Origin of the sequence: Belliella buryatensis (assembly GCF_900188245.1) — a bacterium.
Taxonomy (GTDB): domain Bacteria; phylum Bacteroidota; class Bacteroidia; order Cytophagales; family Cyclobacteriaceae; genus Belliella; species Belliella buryatensis.
In genome coordinates this window covers 87,050-113,658 of sequence record NZ_FZOK01000008.1, presented here as the reverse complement: position 1 = coordinate 113,658, position 26,609 = coordinate 87,050, and the positions used below count along the sequence as shown (strand labels likewise).

Below are 26,609 nucleotides of genomic sequence, written 5' to 3'. Positions count from 1 at the left end.
TAAAAAGCCTGTTTATGAAAATCCAAACTTATAAGCTTTTACCACTATTTTTTCTTCTGGTTTTTGCTGCTTGTAAAAGTAGTGAAAACATTTCTAGTGAATCGCAAAAAGTGCAGGAACTACCTTCTTTACAACAAAATCAAGATGGGAATCTGCAACTTCTACGGGAAAAAGAAGCTTTGATTTCTGATTATAAACCTGAGCGAACTCGGTATTTTGATCTTTTACATACCTCCTTGGATCTGTTTTTTGATTTTGAAAAAGAGCAAGTAAACGGAACTGCAGTTTTAACCATCAAGCCATTCTTTTTTACTCAAAATCAACTTGAACTGGACGGAAAGGATTTTGAAATTCATTCATTTAAGCTATTGGGAGAAGATGAAAGGGAGTTGAATTTTAAATATGATGGAAAAAAGATTTTAGCCTATTTGCCTCGTAACTACACAAGAGAGGAGACTATTCAGGTTTCTGTCAAATACACCGCGAAGCCTAACGAGAACCCAAGAGCGGGGAGTGATGCGATAACGGATACTAAGGGACTGTACTTCATCAACGCATCTGGAGTAGAAAATAAGCCCACTCAAATATGGACTCAAGGGGAGACTGAGCACAACTCCAAGTGGTTTCCGACTTTTGATACACCAAATGAAAGGGCTACACAAGATATTAAATTGACAGTCGATGAAAAATATCGTACGATCAGCAATGGAGAATTGATTAGTAGCCACGCTAATGGAGATGGAACAAGAACAGATCACTGGGAAATGAATCTACCACATGCCCCTTATTTGGCTGCAATAGTGGTGGGAGAGTTTGTGGAAATAAAAGATGCTTGGGAAGATATTCAGGTCAACTATTATGTTGAAGAGAAATATGCGTCAGGAGCCAAGACAGTTTTTAAAAATACCCCAGAAATGATGGGGTTTTTCTCCAAGCTCTTAGGAGTGAGGTACCCTTGGCAAAAATATGATCAGGTAGTGGTAAGGGATTTTGTTTCAGGTGCTATGGAAAACACAACTATTTCTGTTTTCATGGAGGAACTTAACTTGAACGAGAGAGAGGCTTTAGATAGTGAGTGGGACGGAATTATTGCCCATGAGCTTTTTCATCAATGGTTTGGTAACTACGTTACAACAGAATCTTGGGCCAATTTAACTTTAAATGAAGCTTTCGCTAATTATTCAGAATATCTATGGTATGAATACAAAGAAGGCTTGGACGAAGCCGATTTACATCATATTTCTGAGATGGAGCAATATTTTGATGAAGCCAATGAGAAACAGGAAAATTTGATTCGATTTTATCATGATGATGCAGAGGATATGTTTGATAGTCATTCTTACGCTAAGGGGGGTAGGATATTACATATGCTCAGAAGACATCTTGGAGACGATGCCTTTTTTGCAGCGCTCAATCATTATTTGATAAAGCATGCTTTTTCAAGTGTTGAGGTGCATGACCTAAGGTTGGCTTTTGAGGAAGTGACAGGTCAAGATCTCAATTGGTTTTTCAATCAATGGTTCTTGGAAGCTGGTCACCCAGTTTTAGAGTTTGATATCGATTATAGCCAGAGAGACAACCTATTGCTTACAGTGTCTCAGAGACAGAATCTCCAAAGTACCCCGCTGTACAAAATCCCATTTAAAGTCAGCTGGTACACTGACGGGGATCGTTATGAAAAAGAGTTTGTGTTGGAGAAAGGGACTCAGCAGTTTGCCATAGAAAATGCTGATCCTGTCTATGCTTTATACTTTGATGAAAGGTTAGAGCTATTAGCGGAGAAAAAGAGTAATAGAGGATTAGATCACTTTGTACGACAATTTGAGACATCAATTTACGGTGTAGCTCGATATGAAGCGTTAGATAGTTTGATTAATGATTTTTCTGATGCACCCAGAGTCATTGAACTGATCGGGAAAGGCTTAACAGATTCATTTGCTCCTATTCGAGAAATGTCAATGATTGGTGTGGCGAGAAATCCTGATTGGATCATGCAAGTGAAAGGACTAGAGAAAACCTTATTTGAATTAGCAGAGAATGATCCTAAGAATACGGTTAGAGCTGGAGCAATTGAACTGCTGGCTTTATTAGATCCGGATAAATATTCTACATCATTTCTAACTTGGATGAACCATCCTTCTTATTATGTTGCTGGAGCTGCATTGACTGCGTACTTGGAAAATGAATCAAACCCTAATAGAGAATCAGTAGCCGATCAATATAAGGATGATGATAATATCAGAATAGTAGTGGCGATTGCTGATTATTTGATCACTGAAGAACAATTTGATCAAGCTGCATGGTTTCATGAGAAATTGGAAAAAATGTCCGGTCAATCGCTCTATTATTTGATTGGATATTATGGAGATTATTTTGCCAAGGCTCAAAATTTATCCGAAAGTGAAATAGCGGTAGAGAATTTATATCAAATAGGTCTTAATCATCAAGCAAACTATATCCGAGCCGCTGCATTTCAGGCTTTATTTGGATTTGTTGATGATCCTGGAGTATTAGAGAAAATTAAGGATTTATACGAAAAGGAAACGGATATTTTAGCGAAGCGATATAAAGAATATTACCTAGAACCATACCTTGATGAAAATTAATCACTTGATTTCTTTGAGTTTATTTACAGGTGAAGAAAAAAGACTTGAAAATTTTTGGTAGAATTTTGAATGTTTGAGAAAAGGGTATAATTTTGCCATCCGTTAAGAGAACGAAAAGTTCTGATAACTTTAAATCTTAATGATAATTCAGTTGGGGGAATACCAAAGCGGCCAACTGGGACGGACTGTAAATCCGTTGACTTATGTCTTCACAGGTTCGAATCCTGTTTCCCCCACATTGCGTTTTTGTCAAAAAAATAATTACTTTTGCAATCACGTAATTAAAAGCGGGAGTAGCTCAGTTGGTAGAGCGGCAGCCTTCCAAGCTGCAGGTCGCGGGTTCGAGCCTCGTCTCCCGCTCTATGCTTTTATAGGCATACATAAATGTCAACAGCCGACGTAGCTCAGGGGTAGAGTACTTCCTTGGTAAGGAAGGGGTCACGGGTTCAAATCCCGTCGTTGGCTCAGAAACATTGAAGAAAAAAATAATTAATTTATATCTTTAACTAAAACAGAGGATTTTCACGCATGGCAAAAGCAACCTTTGACCGTTCCAAACCGCACGTTAATATCGGTACGATTGGTCACGTAGACCATGGAAAGACAACTTTGACTGCTGCCATTACTACAGTATTGGCCAAAAAAGGTCTTTCTGAATTAAGAGATTTCTCTTCTATCGACAACGCTCCAGAAGAAAAAGAAAGAGGTATCACTATCAACACATCTCATGTTGAGTATCAAACAGAAGCTAGACACTATGCTCACGTTGACTGTCCAGGTCACGCTGATTATGTAAAGAACATGGTAACTGGTGCTGCTCAAATGGATGGCGCTATACTAGTAGTAGCAGCAACTGATGGTCCGATGCCGCAAACAAGAGAACACATTCTTCTTGCTCGTCAAGTAGGTGTACCTGCTCTTGTTGTTTTCTTGAATAAAGTGGACATGGTAGATGACCCAGAGCTTCTTGAGCTTGTAGAAATGGAAGTTAGAGAACTTCTTTCTTTCTACGATTTCGATGGAGATAATATTCCAGTAATCGCTGGTTCTGCACTTGGTGGCCTTAACGGTGAAGCTAAGTGGGAAGAAAAAATCATGGAATTGATGGATGCTGTGGATAATCATATTCCACTTCCTGAGCGTCTTATTGACAAAGACTTCTTGATGCCTGTAGAGGATGTATTCTCGATCACTGGTCGTGGTACTGTAGCTACTGGTAGAATCGAAAGAGGGGTAATCAACTCTGGTGATCCAGTAGATATCATCGGTATGGGTGCACAAGGTCTTAAGTCTACTGTAACTGGTGTTGAGATGTTCCGTAAGATTCTTGATAGAGGTGAAGCAGGTGATAACGTAGGTCTATTGTTGAGAGGTATTGAAAAATCTCAAATCAAGAGAGGTATGATTATCTGTAAGCCAGGTTCTGTGAAGCCTCACGCTCACTTTAACGCTGAAGTTTACGTACTTTCTAAAGAAGAAGGTGGTCGTCACACTCCTTTCTTTAACAAATACCGTCCACAGTTCTATTTAAGAACTACTGATGTAACAGGTGAAATTAAACTTCCAGAGAACGTTGAAATGGTAATGCCAGGTGATAACGTAACTATTGAAGTTAACTTGTTGAACGCAGTAGCACTTGAGAAAGGTCTACGCTTTGCTATCCGTGAGGGTGGTAGAACAGTAGGAGCTGGTCAGGTAACTGAGATTCTAGACTAATCAATAGAATTATTATATTGACAAATGCGATCTTGAAATTTTTCGGGGTCGCATTTGTTTCTTAATCCATATTTCCCTACTTTTGCGTTCCTTTTAAGGGTCAAAATAATCTACGGGCATAGTTCAATGGCAGAATAGCGGTCTCCAAAACCGTTGATGGGAGTTCGAATCTCTCTGCCCGTGCAACAATAAAGTAAAACCATGAATATCAAGAGTTTTGTCATTGAATCCATAGACGAGATGAAAAATAAGGTCACATGGCCTAACTACTCGTTCTTACAAAACAGTGCTGTTTTGGTCATCGTAGCATCCCTTATTTTTTCTCTATTGATTGGAGTAATTGATTTGGGATTCGAGAATTTGATGACTTGGTTTTACGACTTATTTTAATTGAATAGAATTTACTGATGGCTGAACATAAGTGGTATGTACTTAGGGTGGTAGCTGGACAGGAGAAAAAAGCCAAGACCTACTTGGATAATGAAATTCTCCGTCAGAAACTTGAGGATTTTATTCCTGAGGTTTTGATACCATCTGAGAAAGTTTACGAGATGCGCAATGGCAAGAAAAGAGTCAGAGAGAGAAATTTCTTTCCTGGCTATGTTTTAGTTAATGCGGATCTTACCAATGGTGAAGCTAATCACGTAATTACAAGCATTCCGGGTGTTATCGGTTTCTTAGGGTCAAACCAAGGGGGGGCTTCCAAAACCCCTGAGCCATTACGTCAGTCAGAAGTCAACAGAATCTTAGGACGAGTTGAAGAGATTGATGAGTTTGCAGAGAAATTAGATACTCCATTTATAGTTGGAGAGACCGTAAAAGTAATGGACGGTCCTTTCAGTGGGTTCTCCGGGACAATAGAAGAGGTGTTTGAAGATAAAAAGAAATTGAATGTTATGGTCAAAATCTTTGGACGAAACACCCCTGTAGAGTTAAACTTTATACAAGTAGAAAAACAAGACTAGGAAATGGCTAAGGAAATCACTGGTTATGTGAAATTACAGGTGAAAGGTGGCCAGGCAAATCCATCACCTCCAGTAGGTCCAGCCCTTGGTTCCAAGGGTTTGAACATTATGGAGTTCTGTAAGCAATTCAATGCCAGAACCCAAGATAAAATGGGTTCAGTATTGCCTGTTTTGATTACTGTTTACTCTGATAAGTCTTTTGATTTTGTAGTAAAAACTCCTCCAGCTGCTAATATGCTGATTGAGGCTGCAAAAATTAAAGGGGGATCTTCAGAGCCTAATAGGAAAAAAGTAGGTTCCGTTACTTGGGATCAAGTAAAGGAAATCGCTGAGGTGAAAATGCCTGACTTAAATGCTTTCAAAGTTGAGTCTGCAATGAAAATGATTGCAGGTACAGCTAGAAGTATGGGTATCACAGTATCTGGAAAAGCTCCTTGGGAGGAATAAAATAAACACTATGGCTAAGTTAACAAAAAAGCAAAAAGAAGCTCTTTCTAAGTACGACCCAAGCCAACAGTACTCCCTAGAGGAAGCTTCTTCAATTGTGAAGCAAATCACTAACACCAAATTTGATGCTTCAGTAGATATCGACGTTCGTTTGGGCGTAGATCCTAGAAAAGCTGATCAAATGGTAAGAGGAGTAGTTGCATTGCCTCATGGTACAGGTAAAGATGTTAAGGTTTTGGTACTTTGTACCCCTGACAAAGAAGCTGAAGCCAAAGAAGCAGGTGCAGACTATGTTGGATTAGACGACTATATTGCTAAAATCGAAGGCGGATGGACTGATATCGATGTGATTATCACCATGCCTAACGTGATGGCAAAAGTTGGTAGATTAGGTAGGGTTTTGGGACCTAGGGGCTTGATGCCTAACCCAAAATCTGGTACAGTTACATTGGAAGTAGGAAAAGCTGTTAAAGAAGTAAAAGCTGGTAAAATTGATTTCAAAGTAGATAAATTTGGAATCATTCATGCTGGTATAGGTAAAGCATCTTTTACACCTGAGCAAATTCAGGAAAATGCAAAAGAGCTTATCGCTACAATTTCTAAACTTAAACCTGCTTCTTCAAAAGGAACCTATTTCAGAAGTATTCATTTGTCAAGTACAATGTCTCCTGGAATTATTGTAGATAAAGGTAGCATTCAAGGTATTTAATTATGACTAGAGACGAAAAAAGAGAAATAATCGAAAGTCTTACCGAGAAATTCAAAGAAAACCCGTATTTCTACATTACTGATGCAGGAGGTTTCAATGTAGCTCAGGTAAATGCTTTCAGAAGAGCTTGTTTCGAGAAAGGTGTTGAATATAGAGTATATAAAAATACACTTATCGCAAAAGCCCTCGAGAATCTCGATGGTGACTATGTGAAATTCTCAGAAGAGACACTTAAAGGTTTTTCTGGTATTGTGTTCTCCAAAGAAATTGGAAACCTACCAGCGAAAGTAATCCTTGATTTTAGAAAGAAACTTGGTAAGAAAGAAGTAAGACCAGTTTTCAAAGGTGCATATATAGATTCAGATGTGTTTATAGGTGAAAAAAACCTAGAAATGTTATCTACTCTTAAATCTAAAAATGAACTTTTGGGAGATGTTATCGGACTTCTTCAATCCCCAGCGAAAAATCTTATTTCTGCCCTCCAATATGGTCAGAATACTATCGCTGGTGTGGTTAAGACACTTTCTGAAAAAGAATAATATAATTTATCAAATCAATTAGTAAACACAACAATTTAAATATTAATACAATGGCAGATCTTAAACAACTTGCTGATCAGTTGGTAAACTTGACTGTAAAAGAAGTAAAAGAATTGGCTGATATTTTGAAAGACGAGTATGGTATCGAACCTGCTGCTGCTGGCGCTGTAATGGTAGCTGGTGGTGCTGCTGGTGATGCTGGTGCTGCTGAAGAAGAAAAGTCTTCATTCGATGTTATCCTTAAAGCCGCTGGTGGTCAGAAACTTGCTGTAGTTAAGCTTGTGAAAGAATTGACTGGTCTTGGTTTGAAAGAAGCAAAAGAACTAGTTGACGGTGCTCCTAAAGCTGTTAAAGAAGGTATCGCTAAAGACGAAGCTGAAGCTTTGAAAAAGTCTCTTGAAGAGGCTGGTGCTGAAGTAGAGTTGAAGTAATTTTGCCTCTCTTTGCCTTAAGGTGAAGGTAATGGTAATAGACCTGACTGACAAGTCAGGTCTTTTCCTGTTTGTGCACAGGTAAAAAATTGCACTATTTCAAGCGAAAATTGTCGCATTTGGTTATTAATTATCACTATAAATATATACTGCCTTGGCTATCCAGAATCAAACCGAAAGGAAAAGTTTCTCATCTATTAAGGTAGTCAAAGACTATCCGGATTTCTTAGATATCCAATTACAATCCTTTAAAGATTTTTTCCAGTTGGACACTCCGGCTGAAAAAAGGAGACAGGATGGTCTTTTCAAAGTGTTTTCTGAGAATTTCCCTATTAGTGATTCTAGAGAAAACTTCACTCTTGAATTTATTGACTACGCTGTAGATCCTCCAAAATACAATATCGAAGAATGTATTGATAGAGGTCTTACTTATTCTGTTCCACTCAAAGCCAAATTAAGATTGCTGTGTTCTGATGAAGACAACGAGGATTTTGAGACAATCGAGCAGGAGGTTTTCCTTGGGAATCTTCCTTACATGACAGAGAAGGGTTCGTTTGTGATCAATGGAGCAGAGCGAGTTATTGTTTCCCAACTTCATAGATCTCCTGGTGTATTCTTCGCTCAAAGTAAACATACTAATGGTACCAAGTTATATTCTGCCAGAATTATTCCTTTCAAGGGAAGCTGGATAGAATTTGCTACAGATATCAACAATGTGATGTATGCTTACATTGATAGAAAGAAAAAATTCCCAGTTACTACACTTCTTAGAGCTATAGGTTATGGCTCTGATAAAGCTATTTTAGATCTTTTTGGATTATCTGAGGAAGTTGCAGCCACCAAAGCAGCTCTTAAAAAAGCAGCAGGTAGAAAACTTGCAGCTAGAGTACTTCGAACTTGGGTTGAAGACTTTGTGGATGAAGATACTGGAGAGGTAGTTTCAATTGATAGGAATGAAGTCCTTTTGGAAAGAGATTCCATTCTAACGGAGGAAGATATTGAATTGATTTTGGAATCTGGCGCTAAGTCGATTATTCTGCATAGAGAAGATGTCAATGTGGCAGATTATTCAATTATCTACAATACTCTGCAGAAAGATAATTCTAACTCTGAAAAAGAGGCTGTAGAAGTAATTTATAGACAATTAAGAAATACTGAAGCTCCAGATGAAGCTACAGCTAGAGAGGTAATCCATGGTTTGTTTTTCTCTGATAAGAGATATGATCTGGGGGAAGTAGGTAGATACAGAATCAATAAAAAACTTGGTCTTGATATTGATTCAGAAAAAATTGTTTTGACCACCGAAGATATTATCAATATTGTAAAATATCTCATCGGTTTGATCAACTCAAAAGCTGTAGTTGATGATATTGATCACTTGAGCAATAGAAGAGTAAGAACTGTAGGAGAGCAATTGTATTCTCAGTTTGGTGTAGGTCTTGCAAGAATGGCAAGAACCATCAGAGAAAGGATGAATGTAAGGGACAATGAAGATTTTAAGCCTGTTGATTTGATCAATGCAAGAACATTATCTTCTGTGATTAACTCTTTCTTTGGAACCAATCAGCTTTCTCAGTTTATGGATCAAACCAATCCACTTGCTGAGTTAACGCACAAAAGAAGATTATCGGCATTGGGTCCAGGTGGTCTTTCAAGAGAAAGAGCTGGTTTCGAAGTTCGAGATGTTCACTATACTCACTACGGTAGACTTTGTACGATCGAAACCCCAGAAGGGCCAAACATTGGTTTGATCTCCTCACTTTGTGTGCATGCGAAAGTAAATTCGATGGGCTTTTTGGAAACTCCTTACAGAAAAGTTAAGGATGGAAAGGTAAGTATGTCCGCTGAGGATATTGTTTTCTTGACTGCTGAAGAAGAGGATGACAATAATATCGCTCAGGCAAATGCTCCTCTAGATGAGAAAGGTACATTTATAAATGATAGAGTTAAAGCCAGATTTGAAGGTGATTTCCCTGTATTGGATCCAAAAGAGATCAGTTACATGGATGTCGCTCCTAATCAAATTGTATCAGTTGCAGCTTCTTTGATTCCTTTCTTGGAGCATGATGATGCCAACCGTGCTTTGATGGGGTCAAACATGCAACGTCAAGCAGTTCCTTTGTTGAAAGCTGAGGCACCTATCGTTGGTACAGGTTTAGAAGCAAAAGCTGCTATTGATTCAAGAGCATTGATCATTGCGGAAACAGATGGTGTTGTTGACTATGTGGATGCTACTAAAATCACTATAAAATATGATCTTACTGAAGATGATCTTTTGGTCAATTTCAGTGATGAATATAAATCTTACAATCTTGTAAAGTTCAGAAGAACCAACCAAGATACTACAATCAACTTGACACCACTTGTTCTAAAAGGACAAAGGGTGAAAAAAGGCCAGGTCTTAGTAGAAGGTTATGCTACAAATAATGGAGAGCTTGCCCTTGGTAAGAACTTGAGAGTAGCGTACATGCCTTGGCAAGGATATAACTTTGAAGATGCAATTGTAATTTCTGAAAGAGTTGCGAGAGAGGATATCTTTACTTCTATTCATATCGAAGAATTCCAACTTGAAGTTAGAGATACTAAGAGGGGAGAAGAGGAGCTTACATCTGAAATACCAAATGTGTCAGAAGAAGCTGTTAAAAATCTAGATGAGAATGGTATCATTCGAGTAGGTGCTGAACTGAAAGAAGGAGATATTATCATCGGTAAGATTACTCCAAAGGGTGAAACTGATCCTACCCCTGAGGAAAAACTATTGAGAGCTATATTTGGTGATAAAGCTGGTGATGTTAAAGATGCTTCCTTGAAAGCTTCTCCATCATTGAATGGCGTTGTTATAGAGACCAAATTGTTCTCAAGACCTAAAAAAGATAAGGATTTAAGAGCAAAATCTAAGGCTGAAGTAGAGAAGCTAAAGGGTAAATACTCTAAAGACCTATTGGGAATCAGAGCCAAAATGATCAACAAATTGGTGGCCTTATTGGATGGTAAGACATCTCTTGGAGTAAGGCACAAGTTTGGAGACGAGATCATCAGTAAAGGGGTCAAGTTCAATGCTAAAAATATTGAGCAGAATTTATTCCCTGCAAAAAATCCTTATAGAGATGAATCTAATTATAACGTTCAGGAAGAAGCTAATTTGATTTCTGACATTATTTTAGATGATTGGACTGATGATGCGCATATCAATAAACTGATTCAGCAGCTAGTTAAGAACTACATCAATGCTAGAAACGAAATCGCTGGTATTTTCAAACGTGATAAATTCACATTGGAAGTAGGAGACGAGTTGCCTGCTGGTATTGTTCAACTTGCTAAAGTCTATGTTGCTAAAAAGCGTAAGCTTAAAGTAGGTGATAAAATGGCAGGTCGTCACGGTAACAAAGGTATAGTAGCTAGAATCGTAAGAGAGGAAGACATGCCATTCCTAGAGGATGGTACCCCAATGGATATCGTATTGAATCCACTAGGTGTACCTTCAAGGATGAACATAGGTCAGATCTTTGAGACAGTTCTCGCTTGGGCAGGTCATAAGATGGGTAAAAAGTATGCTACACCTATTTTTGATGGAGCGACCATGGAGGAAGTTTCTGAAGAATTGGAAAAAGCAGGTCTTCCAGCTTATGGTAGAACATACTTATACGACGGTCTTTCTGGTAAGAAATTCGACCAACCAGTTACAGTGGGTATTGCTTATATGTTGAAACTTGGTCACCTTGTAGATGATAAGATGCACGCAAGATCTATCGGTCCATACTCTTTGATCACCCAGCAGCCACTAGGTGGTAAAGCTCAATTTGGTGGACAGAGGTTTGGTGAAATGGAGGTTTGGGCATTAGAAGCATTTGGTGCATCTCACGTGCTACAAGAAATCCTAACTGTCAAGTCTGATGATGTAGTCGGTAGAGCTAAAGCTTATGAAGCAATCGTGAAAGGTGAAAACCTTCCTAAGCCAAATATTCCTGAATCATTCAATGTATTGGTTCATGAACTTAGAGGTTTGGCTCTAGAAATTACCTTAGACTAATTGAAAAAATACGGGCCGATAGGCCCTTAACATACTCTTCAAATATTATGGCGTTCAGAAAAAATAAAAAACTAAACAACGACTTTTCCAGAGTCACTATTAGTTTGGCTTCTCCAGAATCAATTTTGGACAGCTCTCATGGTGAAGTAACGCAGCCTGAAACAATCAACTACAGAACCTACAAACCAGAAATGGGAGGTTTGTTTTGTGAGAGGATTTTCGGTCCTGTAAAAGACTGGGAATGTCATTGTGGTAAATATAAGCGCATAAGATATAAAGGTATCATCTGTGATAGATGTGGTGTTGAAGTCACTGAAAAGAAAGTGCGAAGAGAAAGAATGGGACACATCGAATTGGTGGTGCCTGTTGCACATATTTGGTATTTCAAATCCCTTCCTAACAAGATTGGTTACCTGTTGGGTCTTCCAACGAAAAAATTGGATCAAATTGTTTATTACGAAAGGTATGCTGTCGTTCAAGCTGGTATCAAGGCTGAGGATGGTATTCAATACCTAGACTTTTTGACTGAAGATGAGTATTTGGATATCATGGATAAGCTTCCAAAAGATAACCAAATGCTTGATGATGATGATCCTAATAAATTCATCGCTAAAATGGGTGCTGAGGCAATTGAGATGCTATTGGCAAGGTTAGATCTTGATGATTTGTCATACAGCTTAAGGCACCAAGCAGCGACTGATACTTCTCAGCAAAGAAAAGCGGAAGCTTTAAAAAGGCTGAAAGTAGTGGAAGCCTTTAGAGATGCTAGAACTAGAATCGAAAATCGTCCTGAGTGGATGGTGGTTAGAATGGTTCCTGTGATTCCACCTGAATTGAGGCCTTTGGTACCTTTGGACGGTGGTAGATTTGCTACCTCTGATTTGAATGATCTTTACAGAAGAGTGATTATCAGAAATAACCGTCTGAAGAGACTTATAGATATCAAGGCACCTGAAGTAATTTTGAGAAATGAAAAAAGAATGTTGCAGGAAGCTGTAGATTCTTTGTTTGATAACTCAAGAAAGGTAAATGCTGTAAGGTCTGATGGAAATAGAGCATTGAAATCCCTTTCTGATATGTTGAAAGGAAAGCAAGGTAGATTCCGTCAAAATCTTTTGGGTAAGAGGGTTGATTACTCTGGTCGTTCTGTAATTGTAGTAGGACCTGAGTTGAAACTTCACGAATGTGGTCTACCTAAAAACATGGCTGCTGAACTTTTCAAGCCTTTCATAATCAGAAAACTGATTGAAAGAGGTATTGTAAAGACAGTGAAATCTGCTAAAAAGATTGTAGACAGGAAAGATCCAGTGGTATGGGATATCCTTGAGAATGTATTAAAAGGACACCCTGTATTGCTTAACCGTGCTCCGACACTTCACAGACTTGGTATTCAGGCTTTCCAACCAAAATTGATTGAAGGAAAAGCAATTCAGCTTCACCCGTTAGTTTGTACAGCATTCAACGCTGACTTTGACGGTGACCAGATGGCTGTACACGTACCACTAGGTCATGAAGCAATATTGGAAGCTTCCACTTTGATGCTTTCTTCACATAATATTCTTAACCCAGCTAACGGCGCTCCTATCACTGTACCATCTCAGGATATGGTATTAGGTCTATATTATGTAACCAAAGGTAAGAAGTCAACTTCTGAGGAGCCTGTATTAGGTGAAGGCTTGACTTTCTATGGAGAAGAAGAAGTGATCATTGCCATGAATGAGGGAAGAGTTTCTCAGCATGCCATAATCAAATGTAAAGTTAAGATTAGAGAAAACGGAGACCTTGTAGAGAAAGTAATTGATACAGTTGCTGGTAGATTAATTTTCAATCAATTTGTTCCTGAAGAAGTAGGATTTGTGAATGAACTTTTGACTAAGAAAAAGTTGCAGCAAATCATTGCAGAAGTAGTTAAAATCTGTGGTATTTCTAGAACAGCTCAATTCCTAGACGACATCAAGCACCTAGGATTCCAAATGGCTTACTCTGGTGGTTTGTCTATGGGATTGAATGATGTAATTATTCCAGACGAAAAAGATCCTTTGATCAATAAGGCTAAAGAAGAAGTTGACCAAGTTTGGAACAACTACTTGATGGGTCTGATCACGGATAATGAAAGATATAACCAGGTAATTGATATTTGGACTAGAACCAACTCAAATCTTACCAACATCTTGATGCGTCAGATGGAAGAAGATAAGCAAGGATTCAATGCCATCTACATGATGATGCACTCAGGAGCGAGAGGTTCTAGAGAACAGATACGTCAGCTGGGTGGTATGAGAGGTTTGATGGCTAAGCCGCAGAAAAACCTTCAAGGTTCTGTTGGGGAGATCATCGAAAACCCAATTCTGTCTAACTTTAAAGAAGGGTTGGATGTATTGGAGTACTTTATCTCTACTCACGGTGCACGTAAAGGTCTCGCCGATACTGCATTGAAAACAGCAGATGCTGGATACTTGACTAGAAGACTTGTGGACGTAGCACAAGATATGATTGTTTCAGAAGAAGATTGTGGAACTCTTAGAGGTCTTGTAGTTCAGCCATTGAGAGACAATGATGAAATCGTTGAGCCACTTTCTGAGAGAATTGTTGGTAGAGTATCAGTACATGATGTAATTGATCCTATTACCGAAGAACTGCTTGTAAGTTCTGGTGAGACTATTTCTGATGATATTGCTAGAAGAATTGATGAATCCGCAATTGAAGAAGTTGAGATTAGATCTGTATTAACTTGTGAGACTAGAAGAGGTGTTTGTGCTAAGTGCTACGGTAGAAACCTTACAACTGGAAATCTAGTACAGAGTGGAGAATCAGTTGGTGTTATTGCAGCGCAGTCTATTGGAGAGCCAGGTACTCAGCTTACATTGAGAACTTTCCACGTAGGGGGTACTGCTTCCAATATTTCCGTAGAAGCGAGCATCAATGCGAAGTTTGATGGTGTGATTGAATTTGAAGAAGAATTGAGATGGATCGAAACCACTAATAAAGACGGTGAGCCTGTTGCTATCGTAATGGGTAGATCAGGAGAGATCAAAATCAATGATTCAAAAGGCAAGCTTTTAGTTTCTAATCACGTGCCATATGGTGCAGTGTTGAATGTAAAAGATGGCCAGAAAATAGCTAAAGGTGATTCTCTATGTACTTGGGATCCATACAATGCAGTGATCTTGTCAGAATTTGATGGAGAAATCGAATTTGAAGCAATCATTGAAGGTATTACTTACAAGGAAGTAGCTGATGATCAGACTGGTTACAGAGAGAAAGTAATCATCGATACCAAAGATAAAACTAAAAACCCGGCGGTAGTAGTTAATCACGGAGATGAGAGCAAGGCGTATAATATTCCAGTTGGAGCTCACCTTGCTGTAGAAGCCGGTGACAAAGTGAAAGCTGGTCAAATCCTAGTGAAAATACCTAGGTCTGTTGGTAAAACAAGAGATATTACCGGAGGTCTTCCAAGAGTAACTGAATTATTTGAAGCTAGAAATCCATCCAATCCAGCTGTAGTATCTGAAATTGATGGTGTAGTTTCTTATGGTGGTATCAAAAGAGGTAACAGAGAGATCTTTATCGAATCCAAAGATGGAGTTAGAAAGAGATACATGGTATCACTTTCTAAGCATATCTTGGTTCAGGAAAATGACTTTATTAGAGCAGGAGAACCACTTTCTGATGGAGCCATCACGCCTAATGACATCTTGGCCATCAAAGGCCCAACAGCTGTTCAGGAATACTTAGTGAATGAAATTCAAGAGGTTTATAGACTACAGGGTGTGAAAATCAATGATAAGCACATCGAAGTAATCGTAAGTCAAATGATGCAAAAAGTAGAAATACTTGATGCAGGGGATACTGGATTCCTTCAAAACCAAGTCGTTGATAAGTGGGCCTTTAGAGAAGAGAATGATAATATTCTTGATAAGAAAGTAGTAATGGATGCTGGTGATTCAAGCACTTTGAAAGCTGGTATGATCATTACTGCAAGAAGATTAAGAGATGAAAACTCTAGCTTGAAGCGTAAAGATTTGAAACTTGTACAAGTAAGAGATGCTGAAACTGCGGTTTCTCGTCCTACACTTCAAGGTATCACTGCCGCTTCATTAGGTACAGAAAGCTTTATCTCTGCAGCATCCTTCCAAGAGACTACAAAAGTTTTGAGTGAAGCAGCTATCAGAGGTAAACGCGATGAACTTCTTGGATTGAAAGAAAATGTTATCGTAGGTCATTTGATCCCTGCAGGAACAGGTCAGCGTAATTTCAAAGATATCATAGTAGGTTCTTTGGATGAATACGAAAGAATGTCTGGTGACAGAGAAAGATCTGTAAGCAGATCAAAAGAAGTTGTTAAGTAAATTATCGATATAACTTTAATGGAAAGGCCTGTGTAAAAGCAGGCCTTTTTTAATCTTATAATTATGGAAGACAATAAACACCCACATCCTGATCAGCAGATTAATGTAGAATTGTCAGAGGAAGTAGCAGAGGGCACTTACTCTAACCTAGCGATGATCGCACATTCCAACTCGGAGTTTGTGATAGATTTTATCAGATTGATGCCAGGAGTGCCCAAGGCAAAAGTGAAATCAAGAATCATCATGACTCCTGACCATGCCAAAAGATTGCTTGCAGCACTGAAGGATAATATCAATAAATACGAAAGTGCATTTGGTAAAATTCAAGGAGGTGGAGAAGGTCCTTCATTTCCAATGAATTTTGGTGGGACAGCAGGAGAGGCCTAGGAAAAATATAACATCTTAATTTTGTTTGTTTTACCTATTTGTTTACCTTTGCAGTCCAAAATTCACAAGTTTAAAAGGAACAAAATAAATTTTATCAGTTAATGCCTACTATACAACAGTTAGTAAGAAAAGGTAGAACTACCCTTGAGACCAAGTCCAAGTCTAGAGCTTTGGATGCTTGTCCTCAGAGAAGAGGGGTTTGTACAAGGGTGTACACTACCACGCCTAAGAAGCCTAACTCAGCGATGAGAAAAGTGGCTAGGGTAAGATTGACGAACGGAAAAGAGGTGAATGCCTACATTCCTGGAGAGGGACACAATTTGCAAGAGCACTCTATCGTATTGATCAGAGGTGGTCGTGTGAAAGATCTTCCGGGTGTGAGATATCACATCATCCGAGGTGCACTAGATACAGCAGGAGTTAAAGACCGTAAGCAAGGTCGTTCCAAGTATGGTGCTAAGCGTCCAAAGGATGCTAAAAAATAAGACATTATAACATTTAGAAAAAATGAGAAAAGCGAAACCAAAAAAGAGATATATTCTTCCTGATCCGAAGTTTAATGATACTTTGGTAACAAAGTTTGTGAACTGCCTAATGGTGGATGGAAAGAAGAGTATTGCTTACAAAATTTTCTACGACGCAGTCGCGAAAGTTGAAGAAAAAGTAGGTGAGAACGGTCTTGAGGTTTGGAAAAAAGCGCTTAACAATATAACTCCAGCTGTAGAGGTGAAGAGTCGTAGAGTTGGTGGTGCTACTTTCCAGGTCCCAATGGAAGTTAGACCTGAAAGAAAGTTGTCCCTGGGGATCAAGTGGATGATCACTTATGCCAGAAAAAGGGGTGAGAAAACTATGATGGATAGACTTGCAGGTGAAATCATCTCCGCATCCAAAGGAGAAGGTGCAGCTGTTAAGAAAAAAGACGACACGCATAGAATGGCTGAAGCCAATAAAGCATTCTCACACTTTAGATTTTAATTGAAATGGCAAGAGACTTAAAATATACAAGAAACATAGGTATTGCTGCGCACATTGATGCTGGTAAGACTACGACCACGGAACGTATCCTTTTTTATTCTGGTGTGAGCCATAAAATAGGTGAGGTACACGATGGAGCAGCTACCATGGACTGGATGGCTCAAGAGCAGGAAAGAGGTATTACCATTACTTCTGCTGCTACCACTGTTTTTTGGAATTACAGAGACAATAAGTACCAAATCAATATCATCGATACTCCAGGTCACGTTGACTTTACAGTTGAAGTAAACCGTTCCCTTAGAATTTTGGATGGGTTGGTGTTCCTTTTCAGTGCTGTAGATGGTGTAGAGCCACAGTCTGAGACCAACTGGAGATTAGCTGATAATTATAAAGTAGCCCGTATCGGATTCGTTAATAAAATGGATCGATCTGGGGCTAATTTCCTTGAAGTTTGTAAGCAGGTAAAAGAGATGCTAGGAAGCCACGCTGTTCCTTTGCAACTTCCTATCGGTGCTGAAGACAAATTTAGAGGTGTTGTTGATTTGATCAACAATAGAGCTATCGTATGGAATGAAGATGACTTCGGAATGACTTTCGAAGAAGTTCCAATTCCAGAGGATATGTTAGAAGAAGTTGCAGAGTACAGAGAATATCTATTGGAATCTGTGGCTGAGTTTGACGAGTCTTTGATGGAGAAATTCTTTGAAGATTCTAATTCAATTACAGAGGCGGAAATTCTTAACGCTCTAAGACAAGCTACCATTGCCATGAAAGTGGTTCCAATGGTGTGTGGATCATCTTTCAAAAACAAAGGTGTTCAGACGATGCTTGATCTAGTAATGGAATTATTACCTTCTCCTCTTGACAAGGATGATATTATAGGTCATGACTTGGATGATGAAGAGAAAGAAATAAAAATAGCGCCAGATGAAAGTGAGCCATTCACTGGTCTTGCATTCAAAATTGCTACTGATCCATTTGTAGGAAGACTTTGTTTCGTTAGAGCATATTCTGGTGTATTGGAGTCTGGTTCTTACGTATTCAATAGCCGTTCTGGAAACAAGGAGCGTATTTCTAGAGTATTCCAGATGCATGCCAACAAGCAAAATCAAATCCCTAGACTAGTTGCTGGTGATATTGGAGCTGTTGTAGGTTTCAAAGACATAAAAACAGGAGACACCCTATGCGACGAAAAACGTAAAGTTGTCCTTGAATCGATGATTTTCCCTGAGCCAGTTATCGGTTATGCTATTGAGCCTAAAACTCAGGCTGATGCAGATAAGCTAGGTATGGCGATTGCTAAATTGGTCGAAGAAGATCCTACTCTAGTAGTAAACACTGATCATGAAACTGGTCAGACTATCCTTCGAGGTATGGGAGAACTTCACCTTGATATTATTATCGACAGGTTGAAGAGAGAATTCAAGGTTGAGATCAACCAAGGAGCTCCTCAAGTTGCTTATAAAGAAGCTTTATTCTCTAATGTTGAACATAAAGAGGTTTATAAGAAGCAGTCTGGTGGTAAAGGTAAATTTGCTGACATTGTTTTTGAATTAGGTCCTAAAGATCCAGATCCAGAAACTAACGAAATCAAGCCAGGTTTAGACTTTGTGAATGGTATTGTAGGTGGTGTAATTCCTAAAGAATTCATTCCTGCGATCCAGAAAGGATTTGCAGAGGCTATGAAAAATGGTCCTTTGGCAGGGTACCCTGTTGAGGCAATGAAAGTAAGACTATTCCATGGTTCATTCCACGATGTCGATTCTGATGCATTGTCATTTGAATTGGCAGCAAGAATAGGTTTCAAAGAAGCTGCTAAAAAAGCGAAGCCTCAGTTACTAGAGCCAATCATGGCGGTGGATGTAGTTACTCCTGATGAGTACACTGGTCCTATTACAGGTGATTTGAATAGAAGAAGAGGTTTGATGAAAGGTATGGATACAAAAGGATCCTCTACTGTAGTTAAAGCTAGCGTTCCTCTTTCTGAATTGTTCGGTTATGTAACTGACCTTAGAACAATTACTTCTGGTAGAGCAACTGCTTCACTTACCTTCTCACATTACGAGCCTGTACCGAACAACATCGCTGAAACGGTGATTGCGAAAGTAAAAGGTGAAAAAGCCTAAATTCTAATTGAAAATGAATCAGAAAATCAGAATAAAATTAAAATCATACGATCACAGCCTGGTGGATAAGTCATCTGAGAAGATCGTGAAAGCTGTAAAAGCTACTGGTGCAATCGTGGTTGGGCCTATTCCTTTGCCAACAAAAAAGGAAAAGTTCACGGTGTTGAAATCCCCACACGTAAACAAAAAAGCAAGAGATCAGTACCAACTTTGTACATACAAGAGATTGGTTGATATCTACAGCAATAGTTCTAAAACTGTTGATGCTTTGATGAAAATCGAGCTTCCAAGTGGAGTTGATGTAGAAATCAAAGTCTGACAAGTGTAGACTTAAGCATAGAAAACCTATCCGCCCTGGTGGATGGGTTTTTCTTTTGTCTTCAGTCAAACAGAAAAGTTGATTTGGATCGAATGGAAGTAAATCTTAACGAAGAAACCAAATAATTTTTCGTAAATAATTGAAAATATTAAAGTTGGGGTTTGTATGGTGGAATTAAATTCCTAACTTTGCAGTCCTTTAAAAAGGGCACAAGTGCGTAAATGCTTGTGTTTAATTACATTATATATCAGAAGATGTCTGGAATAATAGGTAAAAAAGTCGGAATGACTAGCATTTTTAGTGCCGATGGACGTAATGTCGCATGCACGCTAATAGAAGCTGGTCCTTGCGTAGTGACGCAAGTAAAAAATGTAGAAACAGACGGGTACAACGCTGTTCAGTTGGCTTATGGTGAGCGCAAGGAGAAAAACACTCCTAAGCCACTTATCGGGCACTTTAAAAAGGCCGGTACAACGCCAAAGCAGAAAGTTGTTGAATTCAGAGACTTTAGAGTCGAATTCGAAGGTCAGGTTGATCTTGGAAAAACCGTAGAAGCTGGTCAAGTTTTCGTAGAAGGTGACTTCGTCGATGCAATCGGCACTTCTAAGGGTAAAGGTTTTCAAGGTGTAGTTAAACGTCACGGTTTTGGTGGTGTGGGTGGTCAAACTCACGGTCAGCATAACAGACAAAGACACCCTGGTTCCATTGGTGCTTGTTCTTGGCCTTCAAGAGTATTCAAAGGCATGAGAATGGCAGGTAGAATGGGTGGAGACAGAGTAAAGGTAATCAACCTAAAAGTGTTGAAAATCTATCCAGAAAAGAACTTACTATTAGTAAGTGGATCTGTCCCTGGACCAAAAAATTCTTTCGTTATTCTAGAGAAGTAAGACAATGGAATTAGCAGTATTAAAACATAACGGCGAAGAGACAGGTAGAAAAGTATCGCTTTCAGATGATATTTTCGGCATTGAGCCTAATGATCATGCGATCTACCTAGATGTGAAGCAGTTTTTGGCAAACCAAAGACAAGGAACACATAAATCAAAAGAAAGAAATGAAATTGCTGGATCTACTAAAAAGATCAAAAAGCAAAAAGGTACTGGTGGTGCTAGAGCAGGTTCTATCAAATCCCCTGTTTTCAGAGGAGGAGGAAGAGTGTTCGGTCCAAGACCAAGGAACTATTCTTTCAAATTGAATAAAAAATTGAAGCAAGTGGCTAGAAAGTCTGCTTTATCATATAAAGTAAAAGAAAACAGCCTAATGGTTTTGGAAAATGTGTCTTTTGATGCTCCAAAAACAAAAGATTACTTGGCATTCTTGAACGGACTTTCTTTGGTAGATAAGAAAACACTATTGGTTCTTCCTGAGGACAACAAGAACGTATTTCTTTCTAGCAGAAATTTACCTAAAGCTAAGGTGGTTTCAGTAAACGATGTAAATACTTACGAATTGCTTAATGCAGACAACTTGATGTTGTGCGAAGGTTCAGTAAGTATATTGGAAAACTTATTATCGAAGTAATACAATGGAGATACTAAAAAAACCTTTGATTACGGAAAAGATTTCTGCAATGAACGAGAAAGGCGTTTATGGATTTGTAGTGGAAAAAACTGCGAAAAAGCCAGAGATCAAAAGAGCCGTTGAGAAAATGTATGGTGTGACTGTAGTTGATGTGAGAACCATGCGTTATGCTGGTAAATCTAAAACTAGATACACCAAGTCAAAAGTTGTAAGTGGATTCACCAATGCTTTCAAAAAGGCGATTGTACAAGTTGCTGAGGGCGAGGTAATCGATTTTTACGGAGAAATTTAATTGAATCAAGATCATGGCAGTTAAAAAATTAAAGCCTGTAACCCCAGGAACCAGATTTAGAGTAGCTCCAGCATTTGATGAAATCACAACATCAAAGCCAGAGAAATCTCTATTGGCTCCTTTGAAGAAGTCAGGCGGTAGAAATAATGTAGGAAAAATGACCTCCAGATATATCGGAGGTGGCCATAAGAGAAGACTTAGAATCGTTGATTTTAAGAGAACCAAATTTGGAATTCCTGCGGTAGTAAAATCTATCGAGTATGATCCAAATAGAACAGCACGTCTAGCGCTATTGTATTATGTGGACGGTGCAAAGGCTTACATTATTGCACCGGAAGGTTTGCAAGTTGGACAAACAGTGATTTCCGGTGAAAGTGTTGCTCCAGAAGTGGGTAATGCGATGCAATTGGTGAATATACCTTTGGGTACCATTGTACACAATATAGAGTTGAAGCCTGGTAAAGGTGGTGCTATGGCAAGAAGTGCTGGTGGATATGCACAAGTTGTAGCTAGAGACGGTAAGTATGTTACTGTTAAATTGCCTTCTGGTGAAATGAGACTTGTACTTGGTGTATGTATGGCTACTATCGGTGTAGTATCTAATGGTGATCACATGAACGTGGTATTAGGTAAAGCTGGTAGAAAGCGCTGGTTAGGTAGAAGACCTAGAACAAGAGGTGTTGCTATGAACCCTGTCGATCACCCAATGGGCGGTGGTGAAGGTCGTTCATCAGGGGGGCACCCAAGATCTAGAACTGGTTTACTTGCAAAAGGTAAGAAAACTAGATCTCCTAAAAAGTATTCAAATAAATTCATTATCAGTAAAAGATCTAAATAATTATGGCACGTTCATTAAAGAAAGGCCCTTATATAGAACATCACTTGGGCAAAAAAGTGGATGCTATGAACGAGTCCGGCAAAAAATCTGTCATCAAGACTTGGTCAAGAAGATCCATGATTTCTCCGGATTTTGTAGGTCATACCTTTGCTGTGCATAATGGAAATAAGTTTATTCCTGTATTTGTAACAGACAACATGGTAGGCCATAAATTAGGAGAATTTGCTCCTACTAGAAACTTTAGAGGTCACATTGCCAAAAAAGATAAAGGAAAGAGATAATCATGGAAGCAATAGCAAGATTAAATAACGTTCCTACTTCTACTCGTAAAATGAGATTGGTAGCTGACCTTGTAAGAGGAAAGCGAGTAGGACATGCACTAAGCATATTGAAGTTTACACCAAATCATGGTTCTATTAAATTAGAGAAACTTCTTCTTTCTGCTGTGGCCAACTGGCAAGCAAAGAATCCAGATGAAAAACTTGAAGATGCTGATTTATATATCAAGACAATTCAAGTAGATGGTGGTCGGATGTTGAAAAGACTAAGACCTGCTCCTCAAGGAAGAGCACACAGAATTCGTAAAAGATCAAATCATGTGACCTTGGTAGTTGACGCATTCAGTACCGACGTTATCGCTGATGAAGTACAAACAAAAGAAAACTCTAATTAAGATTAGACTATGGGACAAAAAATAAACCCTATTGGTTTTAGACTTGGTGTAGTCAAAGGTTGGGATTCTAACTGGTATGGTGGTAAAGATTTCGCTGAAAAACTTTACGAAGATCAGCAAATCAGAAAGTATGTCAATGCTAGAATTCCTAAAGGTGGAATTTCCAAAGTGATCATCGAAAGAACTTTGAAAAGAATCACCCTAACTATTCACACTGCCCGTCCAGGTGTTGTGATTGGTAAAGGTGGAGCTGAAGTAGATAAGTTAAAAGAAGAATTGAAGAAGCTAACCAATAAGGATGTACAAATCAACATCTTTGAAATTAAGCGTCCTGAGTTGGATGCTAAATTGGTAGGAGAATCAATTGCTCAACAACTACAAGCTCGTATCTCTTTCAGAAGAGCGATGAAACAATCCATTGCTGCTGCAATGAGAGTTGGCGCTGAAGGTATTAAAGTTAAGCTTTCCGGTCGTCTGGGTGGAGCTGAGATGGCAAGATCTGAAATGTACAAAGAGGGTAGAATTCCTTTGCATACATTAAGAGCTGACATCGATTACGCTATTTCCGAAGCAAATACTGTATATGGTATTATCGGTATCAAGGTTTGGATTTTCAAAGGTGAAGTTTACGGTAAGAGAGACCTTTCTCCAAACGTAGGTGCAGCCAATGAGCCAAAAGGAGGTAACGCTAGAGGAAAGAGAAGAGAAGGCGGACCAAAAAGAAGAAAGAGAAATAACTAATTTTCACCCCTAAGTGAGAAATCATGTTACAGCCAAAAAGAACTAAATATAGAAAAATGCACAAGGGCAGAGTCAAAGGCATTGCACAAAGAGGGCACACGCTTTCTTTTGGCAACTTTGGTATCAAGTCCCTAGAAGCTGGATGGATAACCTCTCGTCAAATTGAAGCGGCTCGTATCGCTATGACAAGAGCTATGAAAAGAGAAGGTCAGGTTTGGATAAGGATTTTCCCTGACAAGCCTATCACTAAGAAGCCTGCAGAGGTTCGTATGGGTAAAGGTAAAGGTGCTCCTGAATACTGGGTTGCAGTAATCAAGCCAGGAACTATCCTTTTTGAAGCAACTGGAGTAAGTTTAGAAGTAGCTAAAGAAGCTTTGAGACTTGCACAGCAAAAACTACCTGTAAGTACAAATTTCGTGGTACGTAGAGATTACGTAGGATAATAAAAGCTATGAAAAATTCAGAAATCAGATCACTTTCCGAAAGTGAAATCATCGAGCGAATCGCCGCTGAGCAGACTAATTTGACTAAGTTACGTTTTGCTCATGCTATTTCTCCGATAGAAAATCCTAACAAATTAAAAGAGGTAAAGCGTACAATCGCGAGATTGAAAACAGCTTTGACCGCGTTACAATTAGCTAAATAAGAATAGAGATGGCTACTACTGAGAGAAATCTACGTAAAGAAAGAATAGGAAAAGTAGTCAGCAACAAAATGGATAAGTCCATTACAGTTGCCGTAGAGAGAAGGGTAAAGCACCCTATCTATGGCAAATTTGTTGCGAAGACTACCAAGTTTATGGTTCATGACGAGAACAACGAGTGTCGTCCAGGCGATCTTGTTAAGATTAGTGAAACTCGTCCGCTGAGTAAAAACAAGCGTTGGAGATTAGTAGAAATTATAGAAAAGGCTAAATAACATGATACAACAAGAATCCAGACTAAGCGTAGCGGACAATTCAGGTGCTAAAGAAGTGCTTGTGATCCGTGTATTGGGAGGAACCAAGAAAAGATATGCTTCTATTGGGGATAAAGTTGTAGTAACTGTTAAGTCCGCACTTTCTTCCAGCAACATGAAAAAAGGTACCGTTTCCAAGGCGGTTATCGTGAGAACGAAGAAAGAAATTAGAAGAAAAGACGGTTCTTATATCCGATTTGAAGATAACGCTGCCGTTCTTCTCAACAACAATGACGAACCAAGAGGTAGCCGTATATTCGGTCCTGTTGCAAGAGAGTTGAGAGAGAAGCAGTTTATGAAGATTGTATCTTTGGCCCCAGAAGTATTGTAATCATGGAAAGAAAATTCAATAAACAACCCAAGTTACACATCAAGACGGGTGATACTGTAAAAGTATTATCAGGTGATGATAAGGGTAAAACAGGCAAAGTGCTTTCTGTAAACCTTGAAAAGAGAAAGGCTATTGTAGAAGGAATCAACACAGTTACGAAACATGTGAAACCTACTGCTACTAATCCTCAAGGTGGAATTGAAAAAAGAGAAGCAGCTTTACATATCAGTAACCTTATGCTTGTAGATCCTAAAACAGGTGAAGCTACTAGAACAGGTAGAAAGCATGGTGAAAATGGAAAATTAGTTAGATATTCTAAGAAAACTGGGGAGGTGATCAATGGCTAATCCTAGAATGAAAGATAAGTACCTTACTGAAATCGCTCCTGCTTTGAAGGAAAAATTTCAGTATAAATCAGCAATGCAAGTTCCAAAGTTGACTAAAATAGTCTTGAATAAAGGTATTGGGGCTGCTGTAGCTGATAAGAAATTGGTAGATCAAGGAGTTGAAGAGCTTTCTCTAATTACTGGTCAAAGAGCTGTAGCTACTAAGGCAAAAAATTCTATCTCTAATTTTAAATTGAGAGAAGAAATGCCTATTGGAGCAAAGGTTACTTTGAGAGGAGACAGAATGTACGAATTCTTAGATAGACTCGCTACCGTTGCTCTTCCTCGTGTAAGAGACTTCAAAGGTATCAGTGATAAAGGCTTCGATGGAAGAGGAAACTATACATTAGGTGTAACAGAACAAATTATCTTTCCTGAAATCAGCATTGAGAAAGTTAACAGAATCTCAGGTATGGATATCACATTTGTGACTACTGCTGAGACAGATGAAGAAAGCTATGCATTGTTGAAAGCTTTCGGTATGCCTTTTACCAATAAAAATAATCAAGAATAGTTATGGCAAGAGAATCATTAAAAGCTCGCGAGAGAAAAAGAGAACGTCTTGTAGCCAAGTATGCTAAGAAAAGAGCGGAACTTAAGGCTGCCGGTGATTACGAAGCCTTGGACAAGTTGCCTAGAAATGCTTCTCCAGTTAGATTACATAACAGATGTAAATTGACAGGTCGTCCGAAAGGTTATATGAGAAAATTTGGTATCAACAGGGTAACTTTCAGAGAAATGGCTTCTGCTGGTAAGATCCCTGGTGTGACTAAGTCAAGCTGGTAAAAATCGGACAAAAGTTTTTATTCTAAAAATCATTGTGTAACTTTGCACGCCCATTACGGGTGTGCAGTTAGACTTCTATAAATATGACTGATCCAATAGCTGATTATTTGACCAGATTGAGAAATGCCATTAAGGCATCTCACAGAATCGTTGAGATTCCTGCTTCCAACATGAAAAAAGAATTGACAAAAGTTCTTTTTGATAAAGGATATATACAGAATTACAAGTTTGAAGAAGAAGGTCCTCAAGGGTCTATCAAAATTGCTTTGAAGTATAATCCGTCAACGAAGCAGAATGCAATCGTAAGCCTTGCTCGAGTGAGTAAGCCAGGTCTAAGAAAATATGTTAAGCATGACGAATTGCCTAGAGTAATCAATGGTCTAGGAATCGCCATTCTATCCACCTCCAAAGGCGTGATGACTGATAAAGAAGCACGTACAGAAGGAATTGGTGGAGAAGTACTTTGTTACGTTTATTAATAA

Annotated in this window: 30 protein-coding genes and 4 tRNA genes; all 34 read left to right on the top strand. The window is 38.8% G+C overall.

Annotated features, from left to right (window positions below; translation table 11 throughout):
- Positions 1 to 14: 14 nt before the first annotated feature.
- The 34 genes from CHB66_RS09735 (at position 15) to rpsH (ending at position 26,606) form a co-directional block, all read left to right on the top strand.
- Positions 15 to 2,606, top strand: a complete 2,592-nt coding sequence (locus tag CHB66_RS09735; protein ID WP_089240373.1) for a M1 family metallopeptidase — start codon at positions 15 to 17, stop codon at positions 2,604 to 2,606.
- A gap of 153 nt (positions 2,607 to 2,759) precedes the next feature.
- A tRNA-Tyr gene (locus CHB66_RS09730) sits at positions 2,760 to 2,842 on the top strand.
- A 51-nt stretch (positions 2,843 to 2,893) separates the two neighbouring features.
- Positions 2,894 to 2,966, top strand: a tRNA-Gly gene (locus tag CHB66_RS09725).
- 33 nt (positions 2,967 to 2,999) lie between these two features.
- Positions 3,000 to 3,071: transfer RNA gene (locus CHB66_RS09720), tRNA-Thr, on the top strand.
- A gap of 63 nt (positions 3,072 to 3,134) precedes the next feature.
- On the top strand, positions 3,135 to 4,322 hold the full coding sequence (tuf, locus tag CHB66_RS09715) for an elongation factor Tu (RefSeq protein WP_089240371.1): 1,188 nt from the start codon (positions 3,135 to 3,137) through the stop codon (positions 4,320 to 4,322).
- 112 nt (positions 4,323 to 4,434) lie between these two features.
- Positions 4,435 to 4,505, top strand: a tRNA-Trp gene (locus CHB66_RS09710).
- A gap of 18 nt (positions 4,506 to 4,523) precedes the next feature.
- Positions 4,524 to 4,712 (top strand): preprotein translocase subunit SecE, encoded by a 189-nt coding sequence (secE, locus tag CHB66_RS09705; protein WP_076501244.1) that lies wholly within the window; start codon positions 4,524 to 4,526, stop codon positions 4,710 to 4,712.
- A gap of 17 nt (positions 4,713 to 4,729) precedes the next feature.
- A complete protein-coding gene (nusG, locus tag CHB66_RS09700) occupies positions 4,730 to 5,287 on the top strand; it encodes a transcription termination/antitermination protein NusG (RefSeq protein ID WP_089240369.1) in 558 nt (185 codons plus the stop codon).
- Between the two features lie 3 nt (positions 5,288 to 5,290).
- Positions 5,291 to 5,734, top strand: a complete 444-nt coding sequence (gene rplK / locus CHB66_RS09695; RefSeq protein WP_076501241.1) for a 50S ribosomal protein L11 — start codon at positions 5,291 to 5,293, stop codon at positions 5,732 to 5,734.
- Between the two features lie 10 nt (positions 5,735 to 5,744).
- Positions 5,745 to 6,443: a 50S ribosomal protein L1 gene (gene rplA / locus CHB66_RS09690; RefSeq protein WP_076501239.1), complete on the top strand. Its 699-nt coding sequence runs from the start codon at positions 5,745 to 5,747 to the stop codon at positions 6,441 to 6,443.
- Positions 6,444 to 6,445: 2 nt separating this feature from the next.
- Positions 6,446 to 6,982, top strand: a complete 537-nt coding sequence (gene rplJ / locus CHB66_RS09685) for a 50S ribosomal protein L10 (RefSeq protein WP_089240367.1) — start codon at positions 6,446 to 6,448, stop codon at positions 6,980 to 6,982.
- Positions 6,983 to 7,032: 50 nt separating this feature from the next.
- Positions 7,033 to 7,413 (top strand): 50S ribosomal protein L7/L12, encoded by a 381-nt coding sequence (rplL, locus tag CHB66_RS09680; RefSeq protein ID WP_076501236.1) that lies wholly within the window; start codon positions 7,033 to 7,035, stop codon positions 7,411 to 7,413.
- Between the two features lie 154 nt (positions 7,414 to 7,567).
- Positions 7,568 to 11,443 (top strand): DNA-directed RNA polymerase subunit beta, encoded by a 3,876-nt coding sequence (gene rpoB, locus CHB66_RS09675; RefSeq protein WP_089240365.1) that lies wholly within the window; start codon positions 7,568 to 7,570, stop codon positions 11,441 to 11,443.
- A gap of 47 nt (positions 11,444 to 11,490) precedes the next feature.
- A complete protein-coding gene (rpoC, locus tag CHB66_RS09670; RefSeq protein ID WP_089240363.1) occupies positions 11,491 to 15,795 on the top strand; it encodes a DNA-directed RNA polymerase subunit beta' in 4,305 nt (1,434 codons plus the stop codon).
- 63 nt (positions 15,796 to 15,858) lie between these two features.
- Positions 15,859 to 16,182, top strand: coding sequence for a DUF3467 domain-containing protein (locus CHB66_RS09665; protein WP_089240361.1), 324 nt, complete (start codon positions 15,859 to 15,861; stop codon positions 16,180 to 16,182).
- Between the two features lie 101 nt (positions 16,183 to 16,283).
- Positions 16,284 to 16,667, top strand: coding sequence for a 30S ribosomal protein S12 (rpsL, locus tag CHB66_RS09660; RefSeq protein ID WP_076501441.1), 384 nt, complete (start codon positions 16,284 to 16,286; stop codon positions 16,665 to 16,667).
- 22 nt (positions 16,668 to 16,689) lie between these two features.
- Complete coding sequence (gene rpsG / locus CHB66_RS09655) at positions 16,690 to 17,157, top strand: 30S ribosomal protein S7 (RefSeq protein WP_076501230.1); 468 nt, start codon at positions 16,690 to 16,692, stop codon at positions 17,155 to 17,157.
- A gap of 5 nt (positions 17,158 to 17,162) precedes the next feature.
- Entirely contained in the window at positions 17,163 to 19,283 is a 2,121-nt protein-coding gene (gene fusA, locus CHB66_RS09650) for an elongation factor G (RefSeq protein ID WP_089240359.1), read from the top strand.
- Between the two features lie 13 nt (positions 19,284 to 19,296).
- A complete protein-coding gene (rpsJ, locus tag CHB66_RS09645; RefSeq protein ID WP_009183381.1) occupies positions 19,297 to 19,602 on the top strand; it encodes a 30S ribosomal protein S10 in 306 nt (101 codons plus the stop codon).
- Positions 19,603 to 19,856: 254 nt separating this feature from the next.
- Positions 19,857 to 20,489 (top strand): 50S ribosomal protein L3, encoded by a 633-nt coding sequence (gene rplC, locus CHB66_RS09640; RefSeq protein ID WP_089240535.1) that lies wholly within the window; start codon positions 19,857 to 19,859, stop codon positions 20,487 to 20,489.
- A gap of 4 nt (positions 20,490 to 20,493) precedes the next feature.
- Positions 20,494 to 21,123, top strand: a complete 630-nt coding sequence (rplD, locus tag CHB66_RS09635; protein ID WP_076501226.1) for a 50S ribosomal protein L4 — start codon at positions 20,494 to 20,496, stop codon at positions 21,121 to 21,123.
- Between the two features lie 4 nt (positions 21,124 to 21,127).
- Entirely contained in the window at positions 21,128 to 21,415 is a 288-nt protein-coding gene (rplW, locus tag CHB66_RS09630; RefSeq protein ID WP_089240357.1) for a 50S ribosomal protein L23, read from the top strand.
- A 13-nt stretch (positions 21,416 to 21,428) separates the two neighbouring features.
- Entirely contained in the window at positions 21,429 to 22,253 is an 825-nt protein-coding gene (rplB, locus tag CHB66_RS09625; protein WP_089240354.1) for a 50S ribosomal protein L2, read from the top strand.
- Between the two features lie 2 nt (positions 22,254 to 22,255).
- Complete coding sequence (gene rpsS, locus CHB66_RS09620; protein WP_076501222.1) at positions 22,256 to 22,534, top strand: 30S ribosomal protein S19; 279 nt, start codon at positions 22,256 to 22,258, stop codon at positions 22,532 to 22,534.
- Positions 22,535 to 22,536: 2 nt separating this feature from the next.
- The gene (rplV, locus tag CHB66_RS09615; protein WP_089240352.1) at positions 22,537 to 22,926 is read left to right on the top strand and encodes a 50S ribosomal protein L22; all 390 of its coding nucleotides are present in this window, start codon (positions 22,537 to 22,539) and stop codon (positions 22,924 to 22,926) included.
- Between the two features lie 9 nt (positions 22,927 to 22,935).
- Positions 22,936 to 23,667: a 30S ribosomal protein S3 gene (gene rpsC / locus CHB66_RS09610; protein ID WP_076501220.1), complete on the top strand. Its 732-nt coding sequence runs from the start codon at positions 22,936 to 22,938 to the stop codon at positions 23,665 to 23,667.
- A 23-nt stretch (positions 23,668 to 23,690) separates the two neighbouring features.
- Positions 23,691 to 24,110 carry a 50S ribosomal protein L16 gene (gene rplP, locus CHB66_RS09605; RefSeq protein ID WP_010611207.1) on the top strand — a complete coding sequence of 140 codons (420 nt, stop codon included), beginning with the start codon at positions 23,691 to 23,693 and terminating at the stop codon, positions 24,108 to 24,110.
- An 8-nt stretch (positions 24,111 to 24,118) separates the two neighbouring features.
- A complete protein-coding gene (gene rpmC / locus CHB66_RS09600; RefSeq protein ID WP_076501219.1) occupies positions 24,119 to 24,313 on the top strand; it encodes a 50S ribosomal protein L29 in 195 nt (64 codons plus the stop codon).
- Between the two features lie 8 nt (positions 24,314 to 24,321).
- Positions 24,322 to 24,585: a 30S ribosomal protein S17 gene (gene rpsQ, locus CHB66_RS09595; RefSeq protein ID WP_076501218.1), complete on the top strand. Its 264-nt coding sequence runs from the start codon at positions 24,322 to 24,324 to the stop codon at positions 24,583 to 24,585.
- 1 nt (position 24,586) lies between these two features.
- Complete coding sequence (gene rplN, locus CHB66_RS09590) at positions 24,587 to 24,955, top strand: 50S ribosomal protein L14 (protein ID WP_076501217.1); 369 nt, start codon at positions 24,587 to 24,589, stop codon at positions 24,953 to 24,955.
- Between the two features lie 2 nt (positions 24,956 to 24,957).
- Positions 24,958 to 25,302: a 50S ribosomal protein L24 gene (gene rplX, locus CHB66_RS09585; protein WP_089240350.1), complete on the top strand. Its 345-nt coding sequence runs from the start codon at positions 24,958 to 24,960 to the stop codon at positions 25,300 to 25,302.
- Positions 25,295 to 25,855, top strand: a complete 561-nt coding sequence (gene rplE / locus CHB66_RS09580; RefSeq protein ID WP_089240348.1) for a 50S ribosomal protein L5 — start codon at positions 25,295 to 25,297, stop codon at positions 25,853 to 25,855. The genes rplX and rplE overlap by 8 nt, the downstream gene beginning before the upstream one ends.
- A gap of 2 nt (positions 25,856 to 25,857) precedes the next feature.
- Complete coding sequence (rpsN, locus tag CHB66_RS09575; RefSeq protein WP_076501213.1) at positions 25,858 to 26,127, top strand: 30S ribosomal protein S14; 270 nt, start codon at positions 25,858 to 25,860, stop codon at positions 26,125 to 26,127.
- An 83-nt stretch (positions 26,128 to 26,210) separates the two neighbouring features.
- Positions 26,211 to 26,606, top strand: coding sequence for a 30S ribosomal protein S8 (gene rpsH, locus CHB66_RS09570; protein WP_089240346.1), 396 nt, complete (start codon positions 26,211 to 26,213; stop codon positions 26,604 to 26,606).
- Positions 26,607 to 26,609: the final 3 nt, after the last annotated feature.